The sequence below is a fragment of the Burkholderia torrens genome, assembly GCF_984668525.1.
The window spans coordinates 2066466-2081151 of sequence record NZ_OZ480211.1; the positions used below are offsets into that span (position 1 = coordinate 2066466).

Sequence of the window (14686 nt, forward strand, 5' to 3'; positions counted from 1 at the left end):
CGCACGGCGTGAGCCGGGCGGACGACCGATGGCAGGCGATCAGTGCACGACGCGGTCGAACACGAACTTGCCGTCGTGGACGTCGACCGGAATCACGTCCTTCGGACCGAAGCGGCCGGCGAGGATCAGCTTCGCGACCGGGTTCTCGATCTCCTGCTGGATCGCGCGCTTCAGCGGCCGTGCACCGAACAGCGGATCGTAGCCGACCTTCCCGATCTGCTCGAGCGCCGCGTCCGACACGTCGAGCGCCATGTCGAGCTTCGCGAGGCGATCGTGCAGGCGCGCCAGCTGGATCTTCGCGATCGACTCGATGTTGCTGCGGTCGAGCGCATGGAACACGACGACATCGTCGATCCGGTTCAGGAACTCGGGGCGGAAATGCTGCTTCACCTCGAGCCACACCGCGTCCTTGATCTCTTCCTGCGGCGCGCCCGTCATCGCCTGGATCACCTGCGAGCCGAGGTTCGACGTCATCACGATCACCGTGTTCTTGAAGTCGACCGTACGCCCCTGCCCGTCCGTCATGCGACCGTCGTCGAGCACCTGCAGCAGCACGTTGAACACGTCCGGGTGCGCCTTCTCGATCTCGTCGAGCAGGATCACGCTGTACGGCTTGCGGCGCACGGCTTCCGTCAGGTAGCCGCCTTCCTCATAGCCGACATAGCCCGGCGGCGCGCCGATCAGCCGCGCGACGCTGTGCTTCTCCATGAACTCGCTCATGTCGATGCGGATCAGGTGCTCTTCCGAGTCGAACAGGAACGACGCCAGCGCCTTGCACAGCTCGGTCTTGCCGACACCCGTCGGGCCGAGGAACAGGAACGAGCCATACGGACGGTTCGGATCGGCGAGACCCGCGCGCGAACGGCGGATCGCGTCGGCCACCGCGCCGATCGCCTCATGCTGGCCGACCACGCGCTCGTGCAGCTTTTCCTCGATGTGCAACAGCTTCTCGCGTTCGCCCTGCATCATTCGCGACACGGGAATCCCCGTCGAACGCGACACGACTTCCGCGATTTCCTCGGCGCCGACCTGCGTACGCAACAGGCGCGGACGCGTCGGGCTGTGCTGCTCCTGCTCTTCGGCCTGCGTGACCTGCTTCAGCTGTGCCTCGAGCTGCGGCAGCTTGCCGTACTGCAGCTCGGCGACCTTCTCCAGCTTGCCGTCACGCTGCAGCCGCGCGATGTCCGCCCGCACCTTCTCGATTTCTTCCTTGAGCTGTGCGCTGCCCTGCACCGCGGCCTTCTCGGCGGTCCAGATCTCTTCCAGGTCCGCATACTCGCGGCCGAGGCGGTCGATCTCTTCCTCGATCAGCTGCAGGCGCTTCTGCGACGCTTCGTCCTGCTCCTTCTTCACGGCTTCGCGCTCGATCTTCAGCTGGATCAGCCGGCGGTCGAGCTTGTCCATCTCTTCGGGCTTCGAATCGATTTCCATCTTGATCTTCGAAGCGGCTTCGTCGATCAGGTCGATGGCCTTGTCGGGCAGGAAGCGGTCGGTGATGTAGCGGTGCGACAGCTCGGCCGCGGCGACGATCGCCGGGTCGGTGATGTCGACGCCGTGGTGCAGTTCGTACTTCTCCTGCAGCCCGCGCAGGATTGCGATCGTCGCCTCGACGCTCGGCTCGTCGACGAGCACCTTCTGGAAGCGGCGCTCGAGCGCGGCGTCCTTCTCGATGTACTTGCGGTATTCGTCGAGCGTGGTCGCGCCGATGCAGTGCAGCTCGCCGCGCGACAGCGCCGGCTTCAGCATGTTGCCCGCGTCCATCGCGCCTTCGGCCTTGCCCGCGCCGACCATCGTGTGGATTTCGTCGATGAAGACGATCGTCTGGCCTTCGTCCTTCGCGATGTCGTTGAGCACGGCCTTCAGGCGCTCCTCGAATTCGCCGCGATACTTCGCACCGGCGAGCAGCGCGGCCATGTCGAGCGACAGCACGCGCTTGCCTTTCAGCGTCTCCGGCACCTCGCCGTTGACGATCCGTTGCGCGAGCCCCTCGACGATCGCGGTCTTGCCGACGCCCGGCTCGCCGATCAGCACCGGGTTGTTCTTCGTGCGGCGCTGCAGGATCTGGATCGAGCGGCGGATTTCGTCGTCGCGGCCGATCACCGGGTCGAGCTTGCCCGCACGCGCGCGCTCGGTCAGGTCGACCGTGTATTTCTTCAGCGCTTCGCGCTGGCTTTCCGCGTCCTGGCTGTGCACCTGCGAGCCGCCGCGCACCGCGGCGATCGCCGCTTCGAGCGCCTTGCGCGTGAGGCCGTGCTGGCGCGCGAGCTTGCCGGCTTCGCCCTTGTCGTCGGACACGGCGAGCAGGAACATCTCGCTCGCGATGAACGTGTCGTTGAGCTTCTGCGCTTCCTTGTCGGCCTGGTTCAGCAGCCCGGCCAGTTCACGGCCGATCTGGATGTCGCCGCCCGTGCCCGTCACTTGCGGCAGGCGCGAGATGGCTTCGTTCAGCGCGCCCTGCAGCGCCTGAATGTGAACACCCGCGCGCGACATCAGCGAGCGGGCGGAACCGTCCTGCTGCGCGACCAGCGCCGCGAGGACGTGAACGGGTTCGATGTATTGATTGTCGCGGCCTGCCGCGAGGCTTTGCGCGTCCGCGAGTGCTTCCTGGAACTTGGTGGTGAGCTTGTCGATTCTCATTTAGTCGAGACCTCCAATTTTCGATTAACACCAAGATGAGGATGGTTATGCGGCTTTCAAGCGAAATTCGGGTTGATTCAGCGCAAAAATTGCTGGATTGGCTGGAAGCGGCTTTCGGACGGGCCGCGCCCGGATCGCGGGGCGCGGCGCCCGCGTGTCAGCCGGCCGCCGACGGCGGCTCGACGATCGCCGGCGCGTCGTCCTGTGGCGCGTCGGCACGCACGAGCGCACCCGGACGGATACCGAGCAGCGCCGCGATCGGCGACGCGGGCTCGACGAGTTCACTGAGCCGGTGACGGTCGAGTTCGGCGAAAAACGCGTCGCGCGCGGCCGCCAGCACACCCTTCAGGCGGCACTGCGGCTCGATCACGCAGCCGCGCGATTCGCCGCTGTCGGTCGGAAAGCAACCGACCAGCGCGAAGTCGCTCTCGGTCGCGCGCACGACCTCGCCGACCGTCAGCTGCAGCGATTGCGGGAAGAGCCGCAGCCCGCCATTGCGGCCGCGAACCGTGTCGACCCATCCCAGCTCGCCGAGCTGCTGCACGACTTTCATCAGATGGTTCTTCGAGATGCCGTAGGCATCCGAGATCTCCTGGATCGTCGCGAGCCCCTCTCCGCGTACGGCAAGGTACAGCATCACGCGCAGCGAATAGTCGGTGTAGTCGGTGAGTCTCATGAGCGGATACGGAAGTGAGCGAACGTGTCCCGATGACGTGAGGCGGGCCGATCGCGGTGCCCGCGGGATCGGCCGACGGTCCCGTTCCGCGCCCCGGGTTGCCGGGATCGCGTGCGCGCAATAAGATGCGTGACAGTTACACGTTTTCAGCGGGTATTGGACGCTATTTTGCGTCAAAATCCGACCGGCGTCCTGCCTGACACCCACGTCACCGCCCGTCGGCGCCCCGATCTACCGGCCCCTTTTTGCCATGACCGCCCTGCCCGCCTCGCCCGATACCGCACCGGCCCGCCCTCGCGATGCCGAGCCGACCGAAGACAACATCCGCGATCTCGTCTACGCGTTCTACGACCGCGTGCGCGCCGATCCGCTGCTCGGGCCCGTGTTCGACGCGAAGCTGGCCGGGCGCTGGGACGACCACCTGCCGAAGATGGTCACGTTCTGGTCGAGCCTCGTGCTCGGCACCAAGGGCTATCGCGGCAACGTGCAGCAGGCGCACCAGCCGCTCGACGGGATCGAGCCGGCCCATTTCAGCCGCTGGCTGTCGCTGTTCCTGAAGACCGTCGAGGCGCGCTACGCGCCGCCCGCGGCGATCCGCTTCATGGAGCCCGCGCTGCGGATCGCGCAGAGCCTGCAATTGAGCCGGTTCGGCTGGGATTACCGGATTCCGCCCGAGCAGCAGGCATTGCTCGACGCGATCGCGCCGCGCCGCCGCGACGCGGACGACGATCCGCACGCGCAGCCGTCGCGTGCCCGCGGCGAGCCGTTCCCGACGAAGATCATCGGGCGCGGCGTCGATCCGGACGCGTAACGGGCAGCTGTCACGCGCGACGCTTGGCGCGCATGCGGCACCTCGCCGCACGCCCCTGACGCTGTGCTCAGCGCGGCGTATTGCCCGACTCAACACCCCAGCGCGCGAGCGCGGCGTCGTCGGTGCTGCGCGCATCGACCCAGCGCTCGCCGTCCGGCGTCGTTTCCTTCTTCCAGAACGGCGCCTCGGTCTTCAGATAGTCCATCACGAACTCGCACGACGCGAACGCATCGCCGCGATGCGACGCGACCGTCGCAACCATCACGATCTGGTCGAGCGGCAGCAGCCTGCCGACACGATGCACGATCGCGACGTCGATGCCCGGCCAGCGCCGGACAGCCTCCGCGGCGATCTTCTCGAGCGCCTTCTCGGTCATCCCCGGATAGTGCTCGAGCTCCAGCGCGGCGATCGAATCGCCTTCATTCAGGTCGCGCACCGTGCCGACGAAGCACGCGACCGCACCGACCTTCGGGTTGCGCGCGCGCAATGCCGCGACTTCGGCATTCAGATCGAAATCGTCTGCCTGGACTCGTACCGTTGCCATCGCACGCCCTCTCAACCGCCCGTCACCGGCGGAAAGAACGCGACCTCGCAGCCTTCGGTGAGCCGCGTGTCGGGATCGGTCATCTCGTGGTTGCACGCCATGCGCAGCGCGCGCCCTTCGGCGAGCGTCTCGGCCCACGCGCCGCCGCGCACGCGCAGCCACGCGCGCACGTCGCCGACGGTCGTCACGCTGTCCGGCACGTTTGCTTCTTCATCGGCGACGCCCAGTGCCTCGCGCACGCTTGCAAAAAATTTCAGCTGAATCTTCATGGTTCGGGAAGCCGTCGCGTTACGACAGCAGTTCGGAAAACGGAATGAAACGCACGGTCTCGCCGGCGCTGATCACGTGCTGCGGCGGATTGTCGATCAGGCCGTCGCCCCAGACCGTCGACGTCAGCACCGCCGAGCTCTGGTTCGGGAACAGGTCGAGGCCGCCGGCCGCGTTGACGCGCGCACGCAGGAACTCGTTGCGCCGGTCGCCCTTGCTTTGCGAAAAGTCCGCCCGCAGCGACAGCGCGCGCGGCGCGACGTCGCGTACGCCGGACAGGCGCAGCAGGAACGGCCGCACGAACAGCAGGAACGTGACGAAGCTCGATACGGGATTGCCGGGCAGCCCGATGAAGTGCGCATCGGCGCGCTCGTCGCCGCGGCGCACCGCACCGTACGCGAGCGGCTTGCCCGGCTTCATCGCGATCTGCCACAGCGCGAGCCGCCCTTCGGACTCGACGGCCGGCTTCACGTGATCCTCGTCGCCGACCGATACACCGCCGCTCGTCAGGATCACGTCGTGATCGCGCGCGGCCTCGCGCAGCGTGTCGCGCGTCGCGGCGAGCGAATCGGGCACGATCCCGTAGTCGGTCACGTGGCAGCCGAGCCGCTCCAGCAGCCCGCGCACCGTGAAGCGGTTCGAGTTGTAGATGGCGCCAGGCTTCAGCGGCTCGCCGGGCATCGTCAGTTCGTCGCCGGTGAAGAACACCGCGACGCGGATCCGCCGAGCCACCGACAGCTGCGCGCAGCCGACCGATGCGGCCAGGCCGAGCGCCTGCGGCGTGAGCCGCGTGCCGGCCGGCAGGATCACCGAACCCTGGCGGATGTCCGCGCCCTGCGCGGTGATCCACTCGCCGGCCTTCGGCGTGTGCAGGATCTCGACGGCGTCGCCGTCGGCCGATGCCTGCTCCTGCATCACGACCGCGTCGGCGCCGGCCGGCACCGACGCTCCGGTGAAGATCCGCGCGGCCGTGCCGGCCGCGAGCGGTTGAGCCGGATGGCCGGCCGGAATGCGCTGCGACACCGGCAAGCGCCGATCGCCGTGCAGCAGGTCGGCGACGCGTACCGCATAACCGTCCATCGCGCTCGTATGCATCGGCGGCACGTCGAGCGGCGAACTCACGTCGGCGGCCAGCACGCGGCCGAGCGCGTCGAGCGTGGCGACGGTTTCGGCGCCGGGCAACGGCTTCGCGGCATCGAGCAGCGCGGCGAACGCCTCGGCGGTCGACAGCATCGGCGCGCGCGGCGCCGCGGGATTCGGGTTCGACATCGATGGAATCGGGGATCGTTGGAGTCAATACGTCATTGTAGCGACGCCGTCGCACGGGCGCGCGATATGGCAGACATGCGAAAACTGTGATCGGCGCGAACGCGCGGGTCTGGCACTTGTTTCGCGTGACAAGCGGTGCCCGCGCGCCAATTGAAACGGCCGGAACCCCGATCCGTTCGACGAATCGGCATTCCGGCCGTCCTGCGCAGCCGGGCCCGCGGGCCCGGCCGTGCGTCACGCGCCCGTGTGGGCGACGATGAAGTCCTTCACCTGCCGTGCATCGGCCTTCACGACCTCGAAGCGCTGCGGCAGCGACTCGAGCCCGTCGAATGCGGCCGGCCGCTCGGCTTCGCGATCGAGCGCCTCGCGGATCGTCTCGCCGAACTTGATCGGCTGAGCCGTCTCGAGCACGACCATCGGCACGCCGGCGTCCAGGTGCTCGCGTGCGACCTTCACGCCGTCGGCCGTGTGCGTATCGATCATCGTGTCGTAGCGCGAGAACACGTCGCGGATCGTCGCGATGCGGTCGGTGTGGCTGCTGCGGCCCGACACGAAGCCGAACTCGGCGACGCGCGCGAAATCGCCGCTCGCCGCGAGATCGAAGCCGCCCTTTTCCTCGACGTCGCGGAACAGCTGCATCACGCGCGCCGGATCGCGGCCGAGCAGGTCGAACACGAAGCGCTCGAAGTTCGACGCCTTCGAGATGTCCATGCTCGGGCTGCTGGTGTGATACGTGTTCTCGGCGCTGCGCACGCGATACGCACCGGTGCGGAAGAACTCGTCGAGCACGTCGTTCTCGTTGGTCGCGACCACGAGCTTCGCGATCGGCAGCCCCATCATCCGCGCGATGTGGCCCGCGCAGACGTTGCCGAAGTTGCCCGACGGCACCGTGAACGACACGCGCTCGTCGTTGGACTGCGTCGCCGCGAAATAGCCCTTGAAGTAGTACACGACCTGCGCGACGACGCGCGCCCAGTTGATCGAGTTGACCGTGCCGATCTTCTGCTGCGCCTTGAACGCGTGATCGTTCGACACGGCCTTCACGATGTCCTGGCAGTCGTCGAACACGCCTTCGACCGCGAGGTTGAAGATGTTCGGATCCTGCAGGCTGAACATCTGCGCCGTCTGGAACGCGCTCATCTTCTTGTGCGGCGACAGCATGAACACGCGCACGCCGGCCTTGCCGCGCATTGCGTACTCGGCCGCGCTGCCCGTATCGCCGGACGTCGCGCCGAGGATGTTCAGCGCTTCGCCGTGCTTCGCGAGCGTGTACTCGAACAGGTTGCCGAGCAGCTGCATCGCCATGTCCTTGAACGCGAGCGTCGGGCCGTTCGACAGTTCGAGCAGCGACAGCGCCGCGCCGTTCTCGGTGCCGAGCGTCTTCAGCGGCGTGATGTCGGACGCGTTCTCGCCGTGGCGCGTGTTGCTGTACACGGCGGCCGTGTACGTGCGGCGCGTGATCGCGCGCAGGTCGTCGGCCGGCACGTCGTCGCAGAACTTCGACAGGATCTCGAACGCGAGATCCGCGTACGACAGCGTGCGCCAGCGCGCGAGCTCGTCGGCGGACACCTTCGGATACTCGGCCGGCAGGTAGAGCCCGCCGTCCTTCGCGAGGCCGCCGAGCAGGATGTCGGAGAACGTGTGGCGCTCGCCGATGCCGGCGCCGCGCGTGGAGATGTAGTTCATGTCGCCTTCCGTCCTCAGTTCAGCGCTTCCATGCGCAGCTTCGTCACCTTCGACACGACCGTCGCGAGGCTCTCGATTTGCGCGATCGCAGCATTGACGTTCTTCTCGACCGTTTCGTGCGTGATCAGGATGATGTCGGTTTCGCCGTTCGCACCGTCGACCTGCTCCGACTCCTTCTGCAGCAGCGCGTCGATCGAAATGCCCGATTCGGCGAGGATGCGCGTGATGGCGGCGAGCACGCCGGTCTGGTCGGCCACGCGCAGGCGCAGGTAATAGCCGCTCGTCACTTCCTCGATCGGCAAGATCGGCGTGTTCGACAGGCTGTCCGGCTGGAACGCCAGATGCGGCACGCGATGCTCCGGGTCGGCCGTATGCAGGCGCGTGACGTCGACGAGATCCGCGACCACGGCCGATGCGGTCGGCTCCGCGCCCGCGCCCTTGCCGTAGTACAGCGTCGTGCCGACCGCGTCGCCGTGCACGACGACCGCGTTCATCGCCCCCTCGACGTTCGCGAGCAGGCGCTTCTCGGGGATCAGCGTCGGGTGCACGCGCAGCTCGATGCCGTTTTCGGCGCGGCGCGTGATGCCGAGCAGCTTGATCCGATAGCCGAGCTCTTCCGCGTAGCGGATGTCGGTCGCGTCGAGCTTGCTGATGCCTTCGACGTAGGCGCGGTCGAACTGCACCGGCACGCCGAACGCGATCGCGCTCATGATCGTCGCCTTGTGCGCGGCGTCGACGCCTTCGATGTCGAAGGTCGGATCGGCTTCCGCGTAGCCGAGTTCCTGCGCGGCCTTCAGCGCGGTCGCGAAGTCGAGCCCGCGGTCGCGCATTTCCGACAGGATGTAGTTGGTCGTGCCGTTGATGATGCCCGCGATGTACTGGATGCGGTTCGCGGTCAGGCCTTCGCGCAGCGCCTTGATGATCGGGATGCCGCCGGCGACGGCCGCTTCGAACGCGACCATCACGCCCTTCTCGCGCGCGGCTTCGAAGATCTCGGTGCCGTGCACCGCGAGCAGCGCCTTGTTCGCCGTCACGACGTGCTTGCCGTTCGCGATCGCGCGCAGCACGAGCTCGCGCGCGATGCCCGTGCCGCCGATCATCTCGGCGATGATCGCGATCGACGGATCGTCGACGACTGCATTGAAGTCGTCGGTGATCTGCGCGGCGGCGGCGTCACCGCCGAGCGCAGCCTGCGCCTTGGCCGGGTTGCGCACGGCAATGCGCGCCACCTCGATGCCGCGCCCCGCGCGTCGCTTGATTTCTTCCTGGTTGCGGCGCAGCACCGTGAAGGTGCCGCTGCCCACCGTGCCGAAGCCCAACAGGCCAACTTTGATCGGTTCCATGCTGCGTGTGATCGATGAGTAAGTAGTAGTGAATTCCGTGTGACGCTGCCCGCTCAGACCGAATGGCGCTTGCGGTAGCCGTCGAGGAAGCGTGCGATCCGGTTGATCGAATCGGTCAGGTCGTCGAGGTTCGGCAGGAAGACCACGCGGAAGTGGTCCGGCGTGGCCCAGTTGAAACCCGTGCCCTGCACCAGCAGCACGCGCTCTTCGAGCAACAGGTCGAGAATGAATTGCTGGTCGTTCTGGATCGGGTAAAGCTTCGGATCGAGGCGCGGGAACATGTACAGCGCGGCCTGCGGCTTCACGCAGGTCACGCCCGGGATCGACGTCAGCATGTCGTACGCGAGCTCGCGCTGCTTGTACAGGCGCCCGCTCGGCACGATCAGCTCGTTGATGCTCTGGTAGCCGCCGAGCGCCGTCTGGATCGCGAACTGGCCGGGCACGTTCGCGCACAGGCGCATCGACGACAGGATGCCGAGCCCCTCGAGGTAATCCTTCGCGCGCCGGCGATTGTCGCCGCCGAGGCCCGACACGGCCATCCAGCCCGCGCGGTAGCCGCACGAGCGATAGCTCTTCGACAGGCTGTTGAACGTGACGGTGATCACATCTTCCGACAGCGCGCCCATCGCCGTGTGCTCGAGGCCGTCGTAGACGATCTTGTCGTAGACCTCGTCGGCGAACACGATCAGCCCGTGCTGGCGCGCGATGTCGATCAGCTCGAGCAGCAATTCGTCGGAATAAAGCGCGCCCGTCGGGTTGTTCGGGTTGATCACGACGATCGCCTTCGTGTTCGGCGTGATCTTGCTGCGGATGTCGTCGAGATCGGGCATCCACGCATTCTGCTCGTCGCACACGTAGTGCACGGGCGTGCCGCCGGACAGGCTCACGGCCGCCGTCCACAGCGGGTAATCGGGCGCGGGCAGCAGCACCTCGTCGCCGTCGTTCAGCAGCGCCTGGGTCGCCATCACGATCAGCTCGGACGCGCCGTTGCCGATGTAGATGTCGTCGAGGCCGACGCCCACGACGCCCTTTTCCTGCGTGTAGTGCATCACGGCCTTGCGCGCCGAGAACACGCCCTTCGAATCCGAATAGCCGGACGACGCCGGCAGGTTGCGGATCATGTCCTGGATGATCTCGTCCGGCGCGTCGAAACCGAACGGCGCGAGGTTGCCGATGTTCAGCTTGATGATGCGGTGGCCTTCTTCCTCGAGGCGCTTCGCGTGCTCGAGCACCGGGCCACGGATGTCGTAGCAGACGTTGAGCAGCTTGTTCGACTTCTGAATCGGTTTCACGACGACACGGTTCCTGGGTTGGCCTTGCGGCCGGGGGGACGGGATCAAAACTGGAAAGCGGCCGGTCTGTGCGCGCTGTCTAGACTGGGAAAAAGCGGGCGGTCGGGCGCGGCTTGTGGCGACGCACGACGCAAGTGGCGCCCGGGGGCGACCAAAAAGTTATAATTTAGCGGATTTTGGCCGACTTTCGCAATGCACCATAGCCGCGCCGGGCCCGCGCCGTCAGGCGTCCCCGCGCGGCCAGGCGCGTGAAACCGGCCATCCGGGCCGCTTCGGCCCTGCGAACCATTCCCCTACGGAACCGCGGAATACCGATTTGAAACTGCACCAGGACACGAGCGGCGCGCTCAACACCGTCACCGGCTACGGCCCCGATTACGTCGACGTCAATCTCGAACGCCATGAAACGAGCGTCATCGTGCTGCCCGGCGCGCCAGTCCAGGCATGGCCCGTGGCGTCGTTCGACGCGCTCGCGCCCGAGCATTTCGCGATGCTGCTCGATCCGACGCCCGAACTCGTGATCTTCGGCAGCGGCGCGCGGCTGCGCTTCCCGCACCCTCGGCTCGTCGCGGCGCTCACGGCCAAGCGGATCGGCGTCGAGACGATGGATTTCCAGGCGGCCTGCCGCACCTACAACATCCTGATGGCCGAGGGCCGCAAAGTCGCCGCCGCGCTCTTAATTGAACGTTAATCCCCGATGCGGTAAAACTCGGGCCGGCGCAGCGGGTCGATCCCTTCGATCGGCCCGGCCAGGCCGCCCGCCGCCGGCGCAACCCGCCGGCGGCCCGTCACAACAACCAACAGGCTGAAAATCCATGAACGATACGCCGTCGAGGCTACCGCTCAATCGCATCACGCTCGTCCTCCTGCTCGTCGCGCTCGCGATCGTCTGGTTCGCGCCGCTCGGGCTGCGCCACCTGATCCCGAGCGACGAAGGCCGCTACGCGGAGATGGCGCGCGAGATGTTCGTCACCGGCGACTGGATCACGCCGCGCTACAACGGCTACAAGTACTTCGAGAAGCCGCCGCTGCAGACCTGGCTGAATGCGCTCACGTTCGCGTGGTTCGGCATCGGCGAATGGCAGGCGCGCCTCTACACGGCCGTCGCGAGCTTCGCCGGCATCCTGCTCGTCGGCTACACCGGCGCGCGCCTGTTCAACCCGCTGTCGGGCTTTCTCGCGGCCGTCGTGCTCGCGAGCTCGCCGTACTGGAACCTGATGGGCCACTTCAACGCGCTCGACATGGGGCTCGCGTTCTGGATGGCGCTGTCGCTCTGCGCGCTGCTGCTCGCGCAACAGCCCGGGCTGCGCCCGGCCGCGGTGCGCGGCTGGATGTGGGCGTGCTGGGCCGCGATGGCGTTCGCGGTGCTGTCCAAGGGCCTCGTCGGCCTGATCCTGCCCGGCGCCGTGCTCGTGCTCTATACGCTGATCGCGCGCGACTGGGCGCTGTGGAAGCGCCTGTACCTGGTCAGCGGCCTCGTGATCTTCTTCGCGATCGTCACGCCGTGGTTCGTGCTGGTCCAGCAGCGCAACCCCGAATTCTTCAACTTCTTCTTCATCGTCCAGCAGTTCCGCCGGTACCTGACCCCGGAACAGAACCGCCCGGGCCCGGTGTACTACTTCGTGCCGGTGCTGCTGGTCGGCTTCCTGCCGTGGCTGTCGGTCGCGTGGCAGAGCATCCGCCATGCGCTGCGCATGCCGCGCCAGCCGAACGGCTTCTCGCCGATGCTGGTGCTGCTGATCTGGAGCGCCTTCATCTTCCTGTTCTTCAGCACGTCGCATTCGAAGCTGATCTCGTACGTGCTGCCGGTCGCGCCGGCGCTCGCGCTGATCATCGGCGCGTACCTGCCGCTGATGACGGCCGACCGGTTCCGCCGCCACCTGCTCGGCTACCTCGTGTTCTTCGTCGCCGCGGCATTCGGGATCATCTTCCTCGCGTACCTGGGCGATGCCCGTACGCCGAACGCGCTGTACCGCGCGTTCCAGATGTGGCTGTACGCGGGCCTCGCGGTCTCGGCCGCGCTGACGCTCGCGGCCGCGTGGCTGAACCGCCGCACGGGCGTCGCGGCCGCGATCGCCGCGTTCGGCGCCGCCTGGCTCGCGTTCGGCACGATCGGCGGCACCGGGCACGACGAATTCGGCCGCTACAGCTCGGGCGCGCTGCTCGCGCCCGCCGTGCGCGCCGAACTGGCGAAACTGCCGCCCGACACGCCGTTCTACTCGGTCGAGATGCTCGACCACACGTTCCCGTTCTACATGGGCCACACGACGATCATGGTCCAGCGCCAGGACGAGCTCGCGTTCGGGATCTCGATGGAGCCGAACAAGTGGATTCCGACGGTCGACGAATGGATCACGCGCTGGAAGCAGGAAACCCACGCGCTCGCGATCATGCCGCCCGGCCAGTACGACACGCTGGTCAAGCAGGGCGTGCCGATGCGCGTGATCGCGCGCGACAACCGCCGCGTGATCGTCGAGAAACCGCAATCGTAAGGACGCCCATCGCATGAACCCCGTTTCACTCGTCTGCATCGTCACCGGCGTGATGCTCAACGCCGTTGCGCAGCTGCTGCTCAAAGCCGGCGTCAACGCCGTCGGGCACTTCGAATTCAGCCGTGCGAACATCCTCCCGGTCGGCCTGAAGATCGCGACCCAGCTGCCGATCATCGGCGGCCTCGGCTGCTACGTGCTGAGCGTCGTGGTCTGGATTCTCGGGCTGTCGCGGGTCGACGTGTCGATCGCGTACCCGATGCTGTCGCTCGGCTACGTCGTGAATGCGTTCGCGGCGTGGTACCTGTTCGGCGAAGTGCTGTCCGTCCAGCGGCTCATCGGGATCGGCATCATCCTGATCGGGGTGCTCGTGCTCGCGCGCAGCTGAGCATGCCCCGCGGCGTTAAGCGCCCGCCTACAAAAAATCACGGTGCGAATCCGCCAACCGGTGTTTAATGCCGGTTTCGGGCGGGATCGCCCGACCCTTTTATTACACGCCATTACAGGCCAACGCGTTCATGAGCCAGACTACTGCTCCGTTTCTGCCGTTCACCCGCCCGGAAATCGACGAGGAAACCATCCAGGGCGTCGTCGACGTGCTGCGCTCGGGCTGGATCACCACCGGCCCGCAGAGCCAGAAGTTCGAGGCAGCGCTGTCCGAGTACTGCGGCGGCCGTCCGGTCCGCGTGTTCAATTCGGGCACCTGCACGCTCGAGATCGGCCTGCGCATCGCGGGCGTCGGTGCCGGCGACGAAGTGATCACGACGCCGGCGTCGTGGGTCTCGACCAGCAACGTGATCATCGAAACGGGCGCGACGCCCGTGTTCGCCGACATCGATCCCGTCACGCGCAACATCGATCTCGACAAGCTCGAGCAGGCGATCACGCCGCGCACGAAGGCGATCATCCCGGTGTTCCTGTCCGGCCTGCCGGTCGACATGGACCGCCTGTACTCGATCGCGCGCGCGCACAAGCTGCGCGTGATCGAAGACGCCGCGCAGGCGTTCGGCTCGACCTGGAACGGCAAGCGCATCGGCGCGATCGGCGACCTCGTGTCGTTCAGCTTCCACGCGAACAAGAACCTGACGACGATCGAAGGCGGCGCACTCGTGCTGAACAACGAGGACGAAGCGACGCTCGCGCAGAAGTACCGGCTGCAGGGCATCACGCGCACCGGCTTCGACGGGATGGACTGCGACGTGCTCGGCGGCAAGTACAACCTGACCGACGTCGCCGCCCGCGTCGGCCTCGGCCAGTTGCCGCACATCGACCGCTTCACCGCGCAGCGCCGCGCGCTCGCCCGTGCGTATTTCGCCGCGTTCGACGGCAGCGCGGCCGCGAAGCTCGGCGTCGGCCTGCCGGTCGCCGACTTCGCGAACAGCAACTGGCACATGTTCCTGATCACGCTGCCGCTCGAACGGCTGACGATCACGCGCGCCGAGTTCATGGCGCAGCTGAAGGAACGCGGCATCGGCACGGGCATCCACTACCCGGCGATCCATCTCTTCACGCTGTACCGTGCGCGCGGCTTCAAGGAGGGCATGTTCCCCCACGCCGAACGGTACGGCGCGTCGACCGTCACGCTGCCGCTGTTCACGCAGATGACGGAAGACGACGTGCGTCGCGTGGTCGACGCCATCAACCAGATTTGCGAACAATACGGAAAATAAGC

13 protein-coding genes are annotated in these 14686 nt (G+C 66.9%); 5 read left to right on the top strand and 8 right to left on the bottom strand.

Translation table 11 applies throughout. From position 1 onward, the window contains the following. Nucleotides 1-39 precede the first annotated feature (39 nt). Together clpB and AC5LXX_RS09465 are read right to left on the bottom strand one after the other, a co-directional pair. Complete coding sequence (clpB, locus tag AC5LXX_RS09460; protein ID WP_124450301.1) at nucleotides 40-2637, bottom strand: ATP-dependent chaperone ClpB; 2598 nt, start codon at nucleotides 2635-2637, stop codon at nucleotides 40-42. A 157-nt stretch (nucleotides 2638-2794) separates the two neighbouring features. After that, nucleotides 2795-3313 (bottom strand): Rrf2 family transcriptional regulator, encoded by a 519-nt coding sequence (locus AC5LXX_RS09465; RefSeq protein WP_493409316.1) that lies wholly within the window; start codon nucleotides 3311-3313, stop codon nucleotides 2795-2797. A 250-nt stretch (nucleotides 3314-3563) separates the two neighbouring features. On the opposite strand from AC5LXX_RS09465, the gene AC5LXX_RS09470 reads away from it, so the two are divergent. After that, on the top strand, nucleotides 3564-4124 hold the full coding sequence (locus AC5LXX_RS09470) for a group III truncated hemoglobin (RefSeq protein ID WP_493409317.1): 561 nt from the start codon (nucleotides 3564-3566) through the stop codon (nucleotides 4122-4124). Between the two features lie 67 nt (nucleotides 4125-4191). Here AC5LXX_RS09470 and AC5LXX_RS09475 read toward each other — a convergent pair whose 3' ends face one another. The 6 genes from AC5LXX_RS09475 to AC5LXX_RS09500 all read right to left on the bottom strand — a co-directional run bounded on the left by AC5LXX_RS09475 (nucleotide 4192) and on the right by AC5LXX_RS09500 (nucleotide 10525). Then, the gene (locus AC5LXX_RS09475) at nucleotides 4192-4668 is read right to left on the bottom strand and encodes a molybdenum cofactor biosynthesis protein MoaE (protein WP_493409318.1); all 477 of its coding nucleotides are present in this window, start codon (nucleotides 4666-4668) and stop codon (nucleotides 4192-4194) included. 11 nt (nucleotides 4669-4679) lie between these two features. Beyond that, nucleotides 4680-4937 (bottom strand): molybdopterin converting factor subunit 1, encoded by a 258-nt coding sequence (gene moaD, locus AC5LXX_RS09480; RefSeq protein WP_012328655.1) that lies wholly within the window; start codon nucleotides 4935-4937, stop codon nucleotides 4680-4682. A 19-nt stretch (nucleotides 4938-4956) separates the two neighbouring features. Continuing rightward, nucleotides 4957-6204, bottom strand: coding sequence for a molybdopterin molybdotransferase MoeA (locus AC5LXX_RS09485; RefSeq protein WP_493409319.1), 1248 nt, complete (start codon nucleotides 6202-6204; stop codon nucleotides 4957-4959). A 234-nt stretch (nucleotides 6205-6438) separates the two neighbouring features. After that, nucleotides 6439-7890, bottom strand: coding sequence for a threonine synthase (gene thrC, locus AC5LXX_RS09490; protein WP_493400879.1), 1452 nt, complete (start codon nucleotides 7888-7890; stop codon nucleotides 6439-6441). Between the two features lie 14 nt (nucleotides 7891-7904). Continuing rightward, nucleotides 7905-9233 (bottom strand): homoserine dehydrogenase, encoded by a 1329-nt coding sequence (locus AC5LXX_RS09495; RefSeq protein ID WP_124450314.1) that lies wholly within the window; start codon nucleotides 9231-9233, stop codon nucleotides 7905-7907. Between the two features lie 53 nt (nucleotides 9234-9286). Continuing rightward, nucleotides 9287-10525 (bottom strand): pyridoxal phosphate-dependent aminotransferase, encoded by a 1239-nt coding sequence (locus tag AC5LXX_RS09500; protein WP_124450316.1) that lies wholly within the window; start codon nucleotides 10523-10525, stop codon nucleotides 9287-9289. Nucleotides 10526-10841: 316 nt separating this feature from the next. On the opposite strand from AC5LXX_RS09500, the gene AC5LXX_RS09505 reads away from it, so the two are divergent. The 4 genes from AC5LXX_RS09505 to AC5LXX_RS09520 all read left to right on the top strand — a co-directional run bounded on the left by AC5LXX_RS09505 (nucleotide 10842) and on the right by AC5LXX_RS09520 (nucleotide 14684). After that, complete coding sequence (locus AC5LXX_RS09505) at nucleotides 10842-11216, top strand: Mth938-like domain-containing protein (protein ID WP_059645648.1); 375 nt, start codon at nucleotides 10842-10844, stop codon at nucleotides 11214-11216. Between the two features lie 124 nt (nucleotides 11217-11340). Next, a complete protein-coding gene (locus AC5LXX_RS09510) occupies nucleotides 11341-13017 on the top strand; it encodes a glycosyltransferase family 39 protein (RefSeq protein WP_493409320.1) in 1677 nt (558 codons plus the stop codon). Between the two features lie 13 nt (nucleotides 13018-13030). Then, nucleotides 13031-13402 (top strand): SMR family transporter, encoded by a 372-nt coding sequence (locus tag AC5LXX_RS09515; RefSeq protein ID WP_059233978.1) that lies wholly within the window; start codon nucleotides 13031-13033, stop codon nucleotides 13400-13402. A gap of 130 nt (nucleotides 13403-13532) precedes the next feature. Next, the gene (locus AC5LXX_RS09520) at nucleotides 13533-14684 is read left to right on the top strand and encodes a DegT/DnrJ/EryC1/StrS family aminotransferase (RefSeq protein WP_124450324.1); all 1152 of its coding nucleotides are present in this window, start codon (nucleotides 13533-13535) and stop codon (nucleotides 14682-14684) included. Nucleotides 14685-14686: the final 2 nt, after the last annotated feature.

Coding starts and splice junctions, on each gene's coding strand:
- moaD (WP_012328655.1), bottom strand. CDS start 4,937: ATGAAGATTCAGCTGAAATTTTTTGCAAGCGTGCGCGAGGCACTGGGC.
- AC5LXX_RS09475 (WP_493409318.1), bottom strand. CDS start 4,668: ATGGCAACGGTACGAGTCCAGGCAGACGATTTCGATCTGAATGCCGAA.
- clpB (WP_124450301.1), bottom strand. CDS start 2,637: ATGAGAATCGACAAGCTCACCACCAAGTTCCAGGAAGCACTCGCGGAC.
- thrC (WP_493400879.1), bottom strand. CDS start 7,890: ATGAACTACATCTCCACGCGCGGCGCCGGCATCGGCGAGCGCCACACG.
- AC5LXX_RS09485 (WP_493409319.1), bottom strand. CDS start 6,204: ATGTCGAACCCGAATCCCGCGGCGCCGCGCGCGCCGATGCTGTCGACC.
- AC5LXX_RS09495 (WP_124450314.1), bottom strand. CDS start 9,233: ATGGAACCGATCAAAGTTGGCCTGTTGGGCTTCGGCACGGTGGGCAGC.
- AC5LXX_RS09515 (WP_059233978.1), top strand. CDS start 13,031: ATGAACCCCGTTTCACTCGTCTGCATCGTCACCGGCGTGATGCTCAAC.
- AC5LXX_RS09520 (WP_124450324.1), top strand. CDS start 13,533: ATGAGCCAGACTACTGCTCCGTTTCTGCCGTTCACCCGCCCGGAAATC.
- AC5LXX_RS09510 (WP_493409320.1), top strand. CDS start 11,341: ATGAACGATACGCCGTCGAGGCTACCGCTCAATCGCATCACGCTCGTC.
- AC5LXX_RS09465 (WP_493409316.1), bottom strand. CDS start 3,313: ATGAGACTCACCGACTACACCGACTATTCGCTGCGCGTGATGCTGTAC.
- AC5LXX_RS09470 (WP_493409317.1), top strand. CDS start 3,564: ATGACCGCCCTGCCCGCCTCGCCCGATACCGCACCGGCCCGCCCTCGC.